Genomic DNA, 12,426 nt, shown 5'->3' with positions numbered 1-12,426 from the left:
GCATGGTGGCCTACCGCGTCGAGGTCGAGGACGCCCGCGCGCACCTGTTCCGCGTCACGCTGACGCTGCCACGGCCGGCGGCGCAGCAGGTGCTGGCGCTGCCGGCGTGGATCCCCGGCAGCTACATGGTGCGCGACTTCGCCCGCCACCTGTCGCACCTCGAAGCGCGCCAGGGCCGTCGGCCGGTGCCGCTGGAGCAGCGCGACAAGACCACCTGGGTCGCGCACTGCAGCGGCACGGCCGCGCTGGTGCTGTCGTACCGGGTCTATGCCTTCGACAGCTCGGTGCGCGGCGCCTTCCTCGACGCCGAGCGCGGCTTCTTCAACGGCAGCAGCCTGTTCCTGCGCGCTGCCGGGCGCGACGCCGAGCCGCAGCGGCTGGCGCTGGGGACGCTGCCGCGCGGCTGGCAGGTGGCCACCGCGATGGCGGGCGACGGCCCGCGGCGCTTCGTGGCGGCCGACTATGCCGAGCTGATCGACCACCCGTTCACGCTGGGCCGCTGCTGGCGCGGCACGTTCACGGCCGGCGGCGTGCCGCATGAGATGGTCGTCACCGGCGCCTGGCCGTCGTTCGACGGCGACCGGCTGCTGGCCGACACGCGCCGGCTGTGCGCGGCGCAGATCCGCTTCTGGCACGGTCGCGGCAAGCCGCCCTTCGACCGCTACGTGTTCCACCTGCACGTCTCGGACGGCGGCTCCGGCGGGCTGGAGCACCGCGCCAGCACCGCGCTGGGCGCCACCCGCGCCGAGCTGCCGCGGCGCGGCGAGAGCACGGCCAGCGACGCCACCGTCGGCCTGCTCGGGCTGGTCAGCCACGAGTACTTCCACACCTGGAACGTCAAGCGCCTGCGCCCGCGCGACATGGAGCCGCCCGACCTCGCGCGCGAGCACCACAGCACGCTGCTGTGGTTCTTCGAGGGCTTCACGTCGTACTACGACGACCTGTTCCTGCTGCGCGCCGGCCTGGTCGACCGCGGCCAGTACCTGCGCCTGCTGGCGCGGCCGATCCAGACCGTGCTGGGCACGCCGGGGCGGCACGCGCAGAGTGTGGCCGAGGCCAGCTTCGACGCCTGGACGCGCTACTACCGCCAGGACGAGAACACGCCCAACGCCACCGTCAGCTACTACGCCAAGGGCGCGCTGGTGGCGCTGCTGTGCGACCTGTGGCTGCGCACGCACGCCGGCCAGACGCTGGACACGCTGATGCAGCGGCTGTGGCAGCGCAGCCGCGGCGGCCCGATCGGTGAGGACGACATCCTCACCACGGCCGCGGCGCTGGGCGGTGCGGGCCTGCGCACGGCGCTGCAGGGCTGGGTGCACGGCCGCGGCGAGCTGCCGCTGGCCGCGGCGCTGGCGCCGCTGGGCGTGGTGCTGCGCGAAGAGGCGCCGTCGCTGGCGGCCACGCTGGGCCTGAAGCTCGCCGAGGGTGCGCTCAGCGGCGTGCAGGTGCGCCAGGTGCTGCGCGGCGGCGCCGCGGAAGCGGCGGGCCTGAGCCCCGGCGACGAACTGCTGGCGGTGGACGGCTGGCGCCTGCGCCGCCTGGACGACGCGCGCCAGTGGCTGCGGCCCGGCGCCGCGTTCGACCTGCTGATGGCGCGCGACCAGCGTGTGGCCACGCTGCGTGTCGTGCCGCCCGCCCGCCCGCTGGCACCGGCCGTCACGCTGGCGGCCGACGACACGGCGGCCCCTGCCGCGCTGGCCCTGCGCCGCGCATGGCTGGGCGGCTGACACCCGGCCCGCGCCAGCGGCGCAGCGCGCTGGCGCTGCCGCTGCTGGTGGTGCTGGTCACCGCCGTGCACCTGTGGCTGGCCGACGGCGCGCTGCAGGCGCAGATGGGCTGGGGAGCGGCGCAGGGGCGCGACCAGCGGCCACCGCGCATCGAGGTGGCGCTGGTGCGCCGGCTGCAGCAGACGGCTCCGCCGCCGCCGGCACCGATGGCTCCGCTGCCGCGCGCCGCCGCGCCGCTGCTGGCGCCGTTCGCGCTGGCCGCGTCGGCGCCGGCGCTGGCAGACCTGCCGGCCCCCGCCCCCGAGCCTGTGGCGCAGCGCACCGAGGTGCCGCCGCCGCCCGCCGCGGAGCCGGAGCCCGCGCTCGCCGACAGCGCCGGCACGGCCGGTGCAGCCAGTGCGGCCAGTGCCGCCGTTGCAGCGGCGTCGGTGCCGGCGGCGGTGGCGGCCGTCGCCAGCCAGTGGCCGCCGTCCACGCGGCTGGACTACAGCCTCACCGGCAACTACCGCGGGCCGATCGAAGGCCAGGCGCAGGTGCACTGGCTGCTGCAGGGCACGCGCTACCAGGTGCACCTGGACGTCAGCGTCGGCCCGCCGTTTGCGCCGCTGCTGCAGCGCCGGCACGGCAGCACCGGCGAGCTCACCGAGCGCGGCCTGCAGCCGAGCCGGTACGACGAGGAGTTCCAGGTCGTCTTCCGCGACCCGCGCCGGCTCACGCTGCACCTGGACGCCGACACGGTGCGCTTCCCGAACGGCCGCAGCGCGCCGCGGCCGCCGGGGCTGCAGGACAGTGCGAGCCAGTTCGTGCAGCTGGTGTGGCTGTTCACGACGCAGCCCGGGCTGCTGTCGCCCGGGCGCAGCATCGACATCCCGCTGGCGCTGCCGCGCTACATCGAGACCTGGACCTACGACGTGCTGGCCGCCGAGACCCTGGCCACGCCGGCCGGCGCCATCGACACCGTGCACGTGAAGCCGCGCCGCGAGCCGCGCCCGGGCGTGGACCTGACGGCCGAAGTGTGGGTGGCACCCAGCCTGCAGTACCTGCCGGTGCGCATCCTGATCCGGCAGGACGCACAGACCTACGTCGACCTGCTGCTCAAGGAACTGCCGCTGCAGGCGGCCGCACCGGCACCTGCTGCATCGGCAGAGGCAGCGGCCGCCGCGTCTACAGCGCGCTGAAGCGCTCGCTGTACTCGGTGGCCTTCGCGCGGCCGCGCGTGTTGGCGATGGTCTGCGCCGCCAGCTCGATCATCGGCCGCAGCTCGTCGGCATTGGCGCTGCGCTCCATGCGCAAGGCCAGCGCCTCGCCCATCGGGCCCACCAGGTCGATGAGGTTGCGCACCGCCTCGCGCCGCAGCGCGAGGAAGCCGTCCGGCGCGGGCGCCGGGGCGGGCTTGGGCGGAGGCGGCGGCGCGGCGGCCTCGCGCTGCGGGCGCGGCGGTGCCGATTCCCCGGCCGCTTCGATGAAGCCCTGGTCCAGCAGCGTGGCCAGCGATTCGTCGGCCTGCTGGGCCAGCAGGCCGCGCAGCTCGTCGGCGTGGCGCTTGCCGTCCACGACGATCAGCGCTCCACGCAGACGGGGCGTCAGGCGGTGGGCGCGGGTCTCGATCTCGGCGACGCCCTTGGCGGTCTTGCGGTAGATGGTCGGCATGGGTCGGGCCGGAGATTACTGTGCAATGCACCGCCAAGGCTGCGAATTTGGGCCGCTTATAGTGCTTTCCATAGGCCGGATATCGACAGGAGGCAACATGGCTGAAGCTCTGGTTCTCACGGACGTGCGTGGCAGTGCCGACAGACGCACAGGTCTGATCACGCTGAACCGCCCGAAGCAGCTGAACGCGCTGAACGACGCGCTGATGGACGCACTGGGCGCGGCGCTGCGGGCCTTCGACGCCGACGACGGCATCGGCTGCATCGTCGTCACCGGCAGCGAGAAGGCCTTCGCGGCCGGCGCCGACATCGGCGGCATGGCGGGCTTCGGCTACATGGACGCCTTCAAGGGCAACTTCATCACGCGCAACTGGGAGACCGTGAAGGAGGTGCGCAAGCCCGTCATCGCCGCGGTCTCGGGCTTTGCGCTGGGTGGCGGCTGCGAGCTGGCGATGATGTGCGACTTCATCATCGCCGCCGACACCGCGAAGTTCGGCCAGCCCGAGATCAAGCTCGGCATCATCCCCGGGGCCGGCGGCACGCAGCGCCTGCCCCGTGCGGTGGGCAAGGCCAAGGCGATGGACATGGTGCTGACCGCGCGCATGATGGACGCCGCCGAAGCCGAGCGCTGCGGCCTGGTGTCGCGCGTGGTGCCGGCCGACAAGCTGCTGGACGAGGCGCTGGGCGCCGCCGACGCCATCAACGCGATGAGCGGGCCCAGCGTGATGATGGCCAAGGCCTGCGTCAACCGCGCCTTCGAAGGCAGCCTGGCCGACGGCGTGAGCTACGAGCGGCAGCTGTTCCACGCGCTGTTTGCAACGCTGGACCAGAAGGAAGGCATGGACGCCTTCGTCAACAAGCGCAGGCCGGTGTTCCAGCACCGCTGAAGCAGCGCACCCGCCCCAGCGTTGCCGATTTCGTCAACGCTGCGTTCCTGCACCGGCCCTTGGTCGACTCTGGGGTAAACCCTAGAGTTCAGCCCATGGACGACGCCGGTCTTGCATCCACCGACCTCCCGGTCCTCCCCGATCCCGGATGCAACAAGGAACACATCATGCGCAAGCTCCATCTGCTGACCTACCCCGCCATCGCGCTGCTCTCGCTGGCCGCGACCGGTGCCGCACTCGCCGACGACATCACCCCCGACGACACTGCCACGCAGGTGTTCGCCGAGACCAAGACCCGCGCCCAGGTGCAGGCCGAGCTGGCGGCGGCGCGGGCCGACGGCTCGATCAAGGCCTGGTCCATCGGCTACAACCCGCTGGCGATGGCGCGCTCGACGGCCACCCGCGCCGAAGTCAACGCCGCGCTGCGCGCCGACCGCGCTGCCGACCACGCCGCCACCTGGTACGGCGAGGACAGCGGTTCGTTCGCGCTCGGCCGCCTGCCGGCTCCGCGCGTGGCCGCGCCGGTGTACGCCGGCACGCTGCTGAAGACGGCGCAGTAAGGCCGGCCGCGCGGCGTCAGGGGGTCAGCCAGCGCCGGCCTCCGGCGTCGAAGCGCGCGCGCCGGTGGCCGTCGGCGTGCAGTTCCAGCCAGTCGACCGACACCACGCGCGCGGTCAGCACCGCGAAGTGCGCGCGGCTGCCGCGTTCGGGCCGCGGCGCGGCCAGCGGGCTGCCCGGCGGCAGCGGCGACAGGTAGTCGTGCGCCGCCGGCGTGAGCTGGATGCGCGCCCAGCGCGAGGCCAGCGCCAGCCCGTCGGTCCCGGCCTGCAGCTGCACGCGCAGCCGCAGCTGCCAGCCGAGCGCTTCCGACCACAGCACCAGCATGCCCTGCGGATGCGCCGCGATCTGCGCCAGCTTGGCGCTGCGCGCGTCGGTGTAGATCAGCAGGGTGCGCGTGGCGCTGTCGATCTCGCGCAGCACCACGCTGCGTGCGTCGGCTTCGTCGCCGTCGCGGGTGGCCAGCACCGCCACGCGCCACTGCGCGCTGGCGGCGCCCTTCACGCGCACCGCGTCTTCCAGCGCCTGCCAGACCGCGCCCTCGATCGCCGCCAGGTCGTCGAGGCGCGTGCCCATCGCAGGCTCAGGCTTCCCGGCGCAGCGCCGGGAACAGGATGACGTCGCGGATGCTCGGGCTGTCGGTGATCAGCATGATCAGCCGGTCGATGCCGATGCCGCAGCCGCCGGCCGGCGGCATGCCGTACTCCAGCGCGCGGATGAAGTCGGCGTCGAAGTACATCGCCTCCTCGTCGCCCGCGTCCTTGTTCGCCACCTGGGCCTGGAAGCGCGCCGCCTGGTCCTCGGCGTCGTTCAGCTCCGAGAAGCCGTTGGCGACCTCGCGCCCGGTGATGAAGAGCTCGAAGCGCTCGGTGATGGCCGGGTTGGTGTCGGAAGCGCGCGCCAGCGGGCTCACCTCGACCGGGTAGTCGATGATGAAGGTCGGCTGCCACAGCTGTTCTTCCACCACGGCCTCGAACAGGCCGAACTGCAGCTCGGGCAGCTTCCAGTGCGCCGGCGGCTCTTCGCCCAAGGCGCGCAGCCGCGCGTGCAGCACGGTGGCGTCGTCGGCTTCCAGCGGCGTGAGGCCGGCAATCTCGACCAGCGAATTGCGCACCGACAGCCGCCGGAACGGCTTGTCCAGGTCCACCGGCTTGCCCGCGTAGCTGATGGCCGCGCTGCCGGTGGCGGCCCGCGCGGCGTGGCGCAGCACCTGTTCGGTGAAGTCCATCAGCTCGTGGTGCGTCCAGTAGGCCGCGTAGAACTCCATCATCGTGAATTCCGGGTTGTGCCGGACGCTGATGCCTTCGTTGCGGAAGTTGCGGTTGATCTCGAACACGCGCTCGAAGCCGCCCACCAGCAGTCGCTTCAGGTAGAGCTCGGGTGCGATGCGCAGGAACATCTCCTGGTCCAGCGCGTTGTGGTGCGTGACGAACGGCTTGGCGTTGGCACCGCCCGGGATGGGGTGCAGCATCGGCGTCTCGACTTCCAGGAAGCCGTGCTCGACCATGAAGCCGCGGATCGAGCTCACCGCCTTGCTGCGCGCCACGAAGCGCGCGCGCGCGGCGTCGTCGGTGATGAGGTCGACGTAGCGCTGGCGGTACTTCTGTTCCTGGTCGGCCATGCCGTGGAACTTGTCGGGCAGCGGCCGCAGGCTCTTCGTCAGCATGCGCACCGAACCCGCCTTGATCGACAGCTCGCCGCTCTTGGTGCGGAACAGCGTGCCTTCGCAGCCGATGATGTCGCCCAGGTCCCAGTGCTTGAACGCGGCCAGCGCCTCGGCGCCCACGGCGTCCTGCGTGATGTAGAGCTGGATGCGGCCGGTGCCGTCCTGCAGCGTCGCGAAGCAGGCCTTGCCCATCACGCGCTTGAGCATCATGCGGCCGGCCACCACCGCGCGCACGCCCAGCGGCTCGAGCTCCTCGTTCGGCACCTGCCCGTGCTTGTGGTGCAGGTCGGCCGCGTGGTGCTGCGGCCGGAAATCGTTCGGAAAAGGCACGCCGGCAGCACGCAGGGCCTGCAGCTTCTCGCGCCGCTCGGTGATCAGTTGGTTGTCTTCGCTCATGTCAACTCGTTGAATCTGCTGCAATTTTAGGCGCAGCCGTAAAATCGCCCGCTGCATGAGAAACAGCCTGCCCATCGTGGACCGGCCGATCCGCTTCGCGCTGGTCGGCTGCGGTCGCATTGCCGCCAGCCACATCGAGGCCCTGCGCCAGCACCGCGAACGCGCGGAGCTCGTGGCCGTGTGCGACAACCGCCCCGAGGCGCTGGCCGCCGCCGTGGCGAAGACCGGCGCCCCGGGCTTCGCGTCGCTCGACAGCCTGCTGGCAGCCAGCGACGCCGACATCGTCACGCTCGCCACGCCCAGCGGCCTGCACCCGCGCCAGGCCATGCGCGCCGCGGCCGCCGGCTTCCACGTGCTGACCGAAAAGCCGATGGCGACCAAGTGGGACGAAGGCATGCAGATGGTGCGCGCCTGCCGCGACGCCGGCGTCAAGCTCTTCGTCGTGAAGCAGAACCGCCTGAACCCGACGCTGCAGCGGCTGAAGGCGGCCATCGACGGCGGGCGCTTCGGCCGCATCGTCATGGTCACGGTCAACGTCTTCTGGACGCGGCCGCAGAGCTACTACGACGACGCCCCCTGGCGCGGCCGCTGGGACCTGGACGGCGGCGCCTTCCTGAACCAGGCCAGCCACTACGTCGACATGGTCGACTGGCTGGTGGGCCCGGTCGACAACGTGCATGCCTACACCGCCACGCTGGCGCGCGACATCGAGGCCGAGGACACCGGCGTGATGGGCCTGCGCCTGCGCAAGGGCGGCCTGGCCAGCATCAACGTGACGATGCTCACGCACGGCAAGAACTTCGAGGGCAGCATCACGCTCCTGGGCGAACGCGGCACGGTGCGCATCGGCGGCGTGGCCGTGAACCAGATCCAGCACTGGGAGTTCGACGAAGCCCGCCCCGAGGACGCCGACGTGCAGTCCGCCAGCTACGGCACGGCCTCGGTCTACGGCCCGGGCCACCCGCTGTACTACGACAACGTCATCGGCACGCTGCGCGGCGAACGCCACGCCGAGGTCGACGGCTACGAGGGCCTGCGCTCGCTGGAAGTGGTGCTGGCGGCCTACCGCAGCGCGCGCGACGGCGTGCGCGTGGGCCTGCCGCTGGTGTTCTGATGAACGTGAGCCCCCAAGCTTGCGGCTTTGCCGCTGCGCTGCCGCCCGGGGTGGCGCATGCCGCCCTTGGGGCGGCCCGGCGGGCGGCATGACCGTCGTCGTCCACCCCAGCGCCATCGTCGACGAGGGCGCCACGCTCGGCGACGGCACGCGCGTGTGGCACTTCGTGCACGTGAGCCCGGGCGCGCGCATCGGCGCCGGCTGCTCGCTGGGGCAGGGCGTGTACGTGGGCAACGACGTCGTCATCGGCGACAACGTGAAGATCCAGAACAACGTCAGCGTCTACGACGCCGTGACGCTGGAAGACGACGTGTTCTGCGGCCCGAGCATGGTCTTCACCAACGTCCACAACCCGCGCTCGGCCGTGCCGCGCAAGGCCGAGTACCGGCGCACGCTGGTGCGGCGTGGCGCCACGCTGGGCGCCAACTGCACCATCGTCTGCGGCACCACCATCGGCGCGCACGCCTTCGTCGGCGCCGGCGCGGTGGTCAGCCGCGACGTGCCGGCCTATGCGCTGGTGGTCGGCGTGCCCGCGCGCCGCATCGGCTGGATGAGCCGCCACGGCGAACGCCTGCCCCTGCCGGCCAGCGGCACGGGCGAAGCCGCCTGCCCGGCCACCGGCGAACGCTACCGCCTCGACGGCGACACGCTCACCCCATGCAATTCACCGACCTGAAAACGCAGTACGCGGCGCTCAAGCCCAGCATCGACGCGCGCATCCAGCGCGTGCTCGACCACGGCCAGTACATCATGGGCCCCGAGGTCCAGGAACTCGAGCAGGCGCTGGCCGCCTTCACCGGCAGCCGCCACTGCATCACGGTGGCCAGCGGCACCGAGGCGCTGCTGATCGCGCTGATGGCACTCGACCTGGCGCCCGGCGACGAGGTCATCACCACCCCCTTCACTTTCGCCGCCACCGCCGAAACCATCGTGCTGGCGGGCGCGAAGCCGGTGTTCGTCGACGTCGAGCCCGACACCTGCAACATCGACGTGGCGTCGATCGAAGCCCGCATCACGCCGAAGACGCGCGCGATCATGCCGGTCAGCCTGTACGGCCAGGTGGCCGACATGGCCGAGATCAACGCCATCGCCGCACGCCACGGCCTGGCCGTGATCGAAGACGCCGCGCAGAGCTTCGGCGCGCTGTACCAGGGCCGGCGCAGCGGCGCGCTGTCGACCTTCGGCGCCACCAGCTTCTTCCCGAGCAAGCCGCTGGGCTGCTACGGCGACGGCGGCGCGCTGTTCACCGACGACGACCGCCTCGCGCAGGCCGCGCGCGAGATCCGCGTGCACGGCCAGAGCGCGCGCTACACGCACACGCGGCTGGGCGTGGGCGGCCGCATGGACACGCTGCAGTGCGCGGTGGTGCTGGGCAAGCTGGAACGCTTCGGCTGGGAACTGGAGCGCCGCGCCGCATTGGGCGCGCGCTACCAGGCGCTGTTGCAGGGCGTGGAACAGGTGGTGGTGCGGCCCGACCGCAACTCGGTCTTCGCGCAGTTCACGGTGATGGTGGACGACCGCGCCGCGGTGCAGAAGGCGCTGCAGGCCGCCGGCGTGCCCACGGCCGTGCACTACCCGAAGCCGCTGCACCACCAGCCGGCCTACGCCGCGCACTGCTGCCCCGACTGCTGCCCGGTCAGCGCCCGGCTCGCGCAGCGCGTGCTGAGCCTGCCGATGAGCGCCGACCTGTCCGAGGCCGACCAGGACCGCGTGGTCGCCGCGCTGCGCGCCGCCGTGGCCACGGCAGGGCAGTGAGCCACCGCGACTGCCCGGTCTGCGGCGCCGGCGGGCCGACGCTGCTGTTCCCGAAGGACGGGCACCCGATGGTGGCCTGCCGCGCCTGCGGCTGCGTCTACGTCGGCGACGACCCGGCCGCGATCGACTTCGACGCGCTCTACGGCGAGGCCTACTACACCGGCGGCAGCGACGCCGTCTTCGCCGACTACGTGGGCCAGGAGGCGGCGCGCCGCGCCCACGCACGCCGCAAGCTGGCGGTGCTGCGCACGCTGCCGCCGCGCATCGCGCGCAGCGGGCGGCTGCTCGACGTGGGCTGCGCCGCCGGCTTCTTCCTCGCCGAGGCGCGTGCGCACTACGCCGTGCAGGGCGTGGAACTGTCGACCTGGAGCTCGGCCTACGCGCGCGACCGGCTCGGACTGCCGGTTGCCACCGGCACGCTGCAGGACGCGCGGCTGCCGGCCGACCACTACGACGTCGTCACGCTGTGGGACGTGATCGAGCACGTGCCCGAGCCCGTGCCGCTGCTGGCCGAGGCCGCGCGCGTGCTGAAGCCCGGCGGCCGGCTGGTGCTGACCACGGGCGACTGGGGCAGCGCCTACGCGCAGCGCCAGGGCGCCGACTGGCACCTGATGACGCCGCCCTGGCACCTGACGATGTTCAGCCGCGCCACGCTGCAGCAGGCCGCCGCTCGCGCTGGCCTGCAGGTGGTGGGCTGGCGCAGCGAAGGCGTGGCCGGCGACGGCCCGCTGTGGCGCAACAAGGTCGCGCTGCTGGCCACGCGCATGCTGGGCTGGGGCGACATCGTGCGGCTGACGCTGACCAAGGCATGAGCGCCGCCGCCGGCGTCGTGCGCGGCACGGCGATCAACCTGGCGACGCGGCTGCTGTCGGTGGCGCTGGTGCTGGCCATCACCGCCATCACGGCGCGGCTGGGCACGGCGCAGCAGGGCGCGTTCGCGCTGTTCACCAGCATCGAGGGCGTGCTGCTGGCGCTGCTGTCGGGCTTCGGCGTCGCGCTGGCGCGGCGTGTCTCGCACCACGGCGAGCAGCCACGCGCGCTGCTGGGCGCCACGGTGCTGGCCTGCATGGGGCTGGGCGGGCTGGCGTCGCTGGGGTTGTGGGCCGTGTCGGCGTCCGGGCCGCCCGCCTACGCCGCGCTGTGGCTGCTGGCGCTGGCTGCGCCGCTGCTGCTGCTGGCACCCAACGTCGCCGGCCTGTGGCTGGGCGAAGGCCGCATGGCGCCGATGGCCGCGGTGTCGCTGGCGCCGCCGCTGCTGACGCTGCTGGGGCTGGGCGCGGTGCTGCTGCTGCAGACCGCGACGCTGCCGAGCGTGCAGCCTGTGCTGGGCGCCTGGGTCGCGGCCAAGGTGCTGGTGGGCGTGGCCGTGCTGCTGCTGGTGTGGCGCGCGGGGCGGCTGGCGGCACCGGACTTCCGAGCCCTGCGCGGCGAGCTGCCCTTCATCGCCACCATCGGCCTGACCAACCTGATCGGCCTGCTGAACTACCGCGTCGGGCTGTTCGTGATCGAGCGGCTGCTCGGGCTGTCGGCCACCGGCGTGTACTCGATCGCGGTCGTGGTGGCCGAACTGCTGTGGTTCGTCTCGGGCTCGCTGACGCAGGCGGTCTACGGCCGCATCGGCACGCCCGACCGCGCGCGGGCGGCCGACACCACGGTGCGCGTGGTGCACCTGAGCCTGGTGGCGCTGCTGCTGGTGGCGCCGCTGCTGGCGGCGGCCGCGGTGCTGCTGATCCCGCCGCTGCTGGGCGAGGCCTACCGCGACAGCCTGCCGCTGCTGGCCTTCCTGCTGCCCGGTGCGCTGGTGTTCGGCGGCGCCTCGGCGCTGTCGGCCTACTTCACCAACCACGCCGGCCTGCCGCGGGTGCCGGCGCAGGTGGCGGCGCTGTCGCTGGCGCTCAACGCCGGCCTGGCGCTGCTGCTGGTGCCGAGGCTGGGCATGGCCGGCGCGGCGCTGGCGGCCTCGCTGGCCTATGCCGCATCGGTGGGGGTGCTGGCCTGGCGCTTCGCGCGCCACGCCGGCCTGCCGCTGGGCCGCGTGCTGCTGCCGGGCGCGCAGCTGGGCCGCGACCTACTAGCATTGCGCCGCGGAGGTCGGGTCTGATGCGGGCGTGGTGGCGGCAGCAGTTGCAGGGGTGGTGGCGGCGCCTGTTCGGGCCGCGCATGCTGTACGGCTGGCAGCGCGCCGACGGCACCTGGCTCGCGCACACGCGCATCAGCAGCGCCACGCACGTGGAGCACCCGGCGGGGCTGGACATCGGCGACCACGTCTACATCGGCCCCTACAACTTCGTCGACGCCTCGGGCGGCCTGGCCATCGGCGAAGGCTGCCAGATCACCACGCACTGCGCGCTGCTCACGCACTCCAGCCACCAGGCGCTGCGCCTGGCGGGCCGGCGCTACTGGGGCCACGGCCGGCCGCCGGGCTACCGCCGCGCCAGCACGCAGATCGGCGCCTACACCTTCATCGGCCCGCACGTCGTGGTGGCGCCGGGCAGCCGCATCGGCCGCGGCGTGCTGGTGCGCGCCTACAGCTACGTCGACGGCGAGGTGCCCGACTTCGCCATCGTCGCCGGCCAGCCGGCGCAGGTGATCGGCGACACCCGCGACGCCGACCGCGCCTGGCTCGACGCGCACCCGGCGGAGCGCGCCGACTACGACGCCTGGGCGCGCTGAG

13 protein-coding genes are annotated in these 12,426 nt (G+C 73.1%); 10 read left to right on the top strand and 3 right to left on the bottom strand.

What is annotated here, in order from left to right; translation table 11 throughout:
* The first annotated feature begins 2 nt into the window (after positions 1 to 2).
* The gene (locus ACPOLB_RS12005; RefSeq protein WP_425261597.1) at positions 3 to 1,727 is read left to right on the top strand and encodes a M61 family metallopeptidase; all 1,725 of its coding nucleotides are present in this window, start codon (positions 3 to 5) and stop codon (positions 1,725 to 1,727) included.
* Complete coding sequence (locus ACPOLB_RS12000; protein ID WP_425261596.1) at positions 1,712 to 2,905, top strand: DUF3108 domain-containing protein; 1,194 nt, start codon at positions 1,712 to 1,714, stop codon at positions 2,903 to 2,905. The genes ACPOLB_RS12005 and ACPOLB_RS12000 overlap by 16 nt, the downstream gene beginning before the upstream one ends.
* On the opposite strand, the gene ACPOLB_RS11995 is transcribed toward ACPOLB_RS12000, so the two are convergent.
* On the bottom strand, positions 2,892 to 3,377 hold the full coding sequence (locus ACPOLB_RS11995) for a hypothetical protein (RefSeq protein ID WP_425261595.1): 486 nt from the start codon (positions 3,375 to 3,377) through the stop codon (positions 2,892 to 2,894). The two genes, ACPOLB_RS12000 and ACPOLB_RS11995, sit on opposite strands and share 14 nt — an antisense overlap.
* 97 nt (positions 3,378 to 3,474) lie before the next feature.
* Here ACPOLB_RS11995 and ACPOLB_RS11990 point away from each other — a divergent pair, with 97 nt between their 5' ends.
* Positions 3,475 to 4,263: an enoyl-CoA hydratase gene (locus ACPOLB_RS11990; protein WP_425261594.1), complete on the top strand. Its 789-nt coding sequence runs from the start codon at positions 3,475 to 3,477 to the stop codon at positions 4,261 to 4,263.
* A gap of 167 nt (positions 4,264 to 4,430) precedes the next feature.
* Positions 4,431 to 4,823 carry a DUF4148 domain-containing protein gene (locus tag ACPOLB_RS11985; protein WP_425261593.1) on the top strand — a complete coding sequence of 131 codons (393 nt, stop codon included), beginning with the start codon at positions 4,431 to 4,433 and terminating at the stop codon, positions 4,821 to 4,823.
* Between the two features lie 16 nt (positions 4,824 to 4,839).
* On the opposite strand, the gene ACPOLB_RS11980 is transcribed toward ACPOLB_RS11985, so the two are convergent.
* Together ACPOLB_RS11980 and lysS are read right to left on the bottom strand one after the other, a co-directional pair.
* Positions 4,840 to 5,397, bottom strand: a complete 558-nt coding sequence (locus ACPOLB_RS11980; protein WP_425261592.1) for a pyridoxamine 5'-phosphate oxidase family protein — start codon at positions 5,395 to 5,397, stop codon at positions 4,840 to 4,842.
* Positions 5,398 to 5,404: 7 nt separating this feature from the next.
* On the bottom strand, positions 5,405 to 6,883 hold the full coding sequence (gene lysS, locus ACPOLB_RS11975) for a lysine--tRNA ligase (protein ID WP_425261591.1): 1,479 nt from the start codon (positions 6,881 to 6,883) through the stop codon (positions 5,405 to 5,407).
* 55 nt (positions 6,884 to 6,938) lie between these two features.
* Here lysS and ACPOLB_RS11970 point away from each other — a divergent pair, with 55 nt between their 5' ends.
* The 6 genes from ACPOLB_RS11970 (at position 6,939) to ACPOLB_RS11945 (ending at position 12,425) form a co-directional block, all read left to right on the top strand.
* On the top strand, positions 6,939 to 7,997 hold the full coding sequence (locus tag ACPOLB_RS11970; RefSeq protein ID WP_425261590.1) for a Gfo/Idh/MocA family protein: 1,059 nt from the start codon (positions 6,939 to 6,941) through the stop codon (positions 7,995 to 7,997).
* Positions 7,998 to 8,085: 88 nt separating this feature from the next.
* A complete protein-coding gene (locus ACPOLB_RS11965) occupies positions 8,086 to 8,673 on the top strand; it encodes an acyltransferase (protein WP_425261589.1) in 588 nt (195 codons plus the stop codon).
* On the top strand, positions 8,655 to 9,752 hold the full coding sequence (locus tag ACPOLB_RS11960; RefSeq protein ID WP_425261588.1) for a DegT/DnrJ/EryC1/StrS family aminotransferase: 1,098 nt from the start codon (positions 8,655 to 8,657) through the stop codon (positions 9,750 to 9,752). Before ACPOLB_RS11965 ends, ACPOLB_RS11960 begins: the two co-directional genes overlap by 19 nt.
* The gene (locus ACPOLB_RS11955) at positions 9,749 to 10,564 is read left to right on the top strand and encodes a class I SAM-dependent methyltransferase (RefSeq protein ID WP_425261587.1); all 816 of its coding nucleotides are present in this window, start codon (positions 9,749 to 9,751) and stop codon (positions 10,562 to 10,564) included. Before ACPOLB_RS11960 ends, ACPOLB_RS11955 begins: the two co-directional genes overlap by 4 nt.
* Entirely contained in the window at positions 10,561 to 11,853 is a 1,293-nt protein-coding gene (locus tag ACPOLB_RS11950) for a lipopolysaccharide biosynthesis protein (RefSeq protein ID WP_425261586.1), read from the top strand. The genes ACPOLB_RS11955 and ACPOLB_RS11950 overlap by 4 nt, the downstream gene beginning before the upstream one ends.
* Complete coding sequence (locus tag ACPOLB_RS11945; RefSeq protein WP_425261585.1) at positions 11,853 to 12,425, top strand: acyltransferase; 573 nt, start codon at positions 11,853 to 11,855, stop codon at positions 12,423 to 12,425. The genes ACPOLB_RS11950 and ACPOLB_RS11945 overlap by 1 nt, the downstream gene beginning before the upstream one ends.
* Position 12,426 lies beyond the last annotated feature (1 nt).

The organism is Rubrivivax soli (genome assembly GCF_049810355.1).
Classification (GTDB): domain Bacteria; phylum Pseudomonadota; class Gammaproteobacteria; order Burkholderiales; family Burkholderiaceae_C; genus Rubrivivax.
The sequence above is the reverse complement of the archived record's forward strand: the minus strand, read 5'-3'. Positions and strand labels throughout refer to the sequence as shown.

Coding starts and splice junctions, on each gene's coding strand:
- ACPOLB_RS12000 (WP_425261596.1), top strand. CDS start 1,712: ATGGCTGGGCGGCTGACACCCGGCCCGCGCCAGCGGCGCAGCGCGCTG.
- ACPOLB_RS11950 (WP_425261586.1), top strand. CDS start 10,561: ATGAGCGCCGCCGCCGGCGTCGTGCGCGGCACGGCGATCAACCTGGCG.
- ACPOLB_RS11985 (WP_425261593.1), top strand. CDS start 4,431: ATGCGCAAGCTCCATCTGCTGACCTACCCCGCCATCGCGCTGCTCTCG.
- ACPOLB_RS11965 (WP_425261589.1), top strand. CDS start 8,086: ATGACCGTCGTCGTCCACCCCAGCGCCATCGTCGACGAGGGCGCCACG.
- ACPOLB_RS11980 (WP_425261592.1), bottom strand. CDS start 5,397: ATGGGCACGCGCCTCGACGACCTGGCGGCGATCGAGGGCGCGGTCTGG.
- lysS (WP_425261591.1), bottom strand. CDS start 6,883: ATGAGCGAAGACAACCAACTGATCACCGAGCGGCGCGAGAAGCTGCAG.
- ACPOLB_RS11995 (WP_425261595.1), bottom strand. CDS start 3,377: ATGCCGACCATCTACCGCAAGACCGCCAAGGGCGTCGCCGAGATCGAG.
- ACPOLB_RS12005 (WP_425261597.1), top strand. CDS start 3: ATGGTGGCCTACCGCGTCGAGGTCGAGGACGCCCGCGCGCACCTGTTC.
- ACPOLB_RS11990 (WP_425261594.1), top strand. CDS start 3,475: ATGGCTGAAGCTCTGGTTCTCACGGACGTGCGTGGCAGTGCCGACAGA.
- ACPOLB_RS11945 (WP_425261585.1), top strand. CDS start 11,853: ATGCGGGCGTGGTGGCGGCAGCAGTTGCAGGGGTGGTGGCGGCGCCTG.
- ACPOLB_RS11960 (WP_425261588.1), top strand. CDS start 8,655: ATGCAATTCACCGACCTGAAAACGCAGTACGCGGCGCTCAAGCCCAGC.
- ACPOLB_RS11970 (WP_425261590.1), top strand. CDS start 6,939: ATGAGAAACAGCCTGCCCATCGTGGACCGGCCGATCCGCTTCGCGCTG.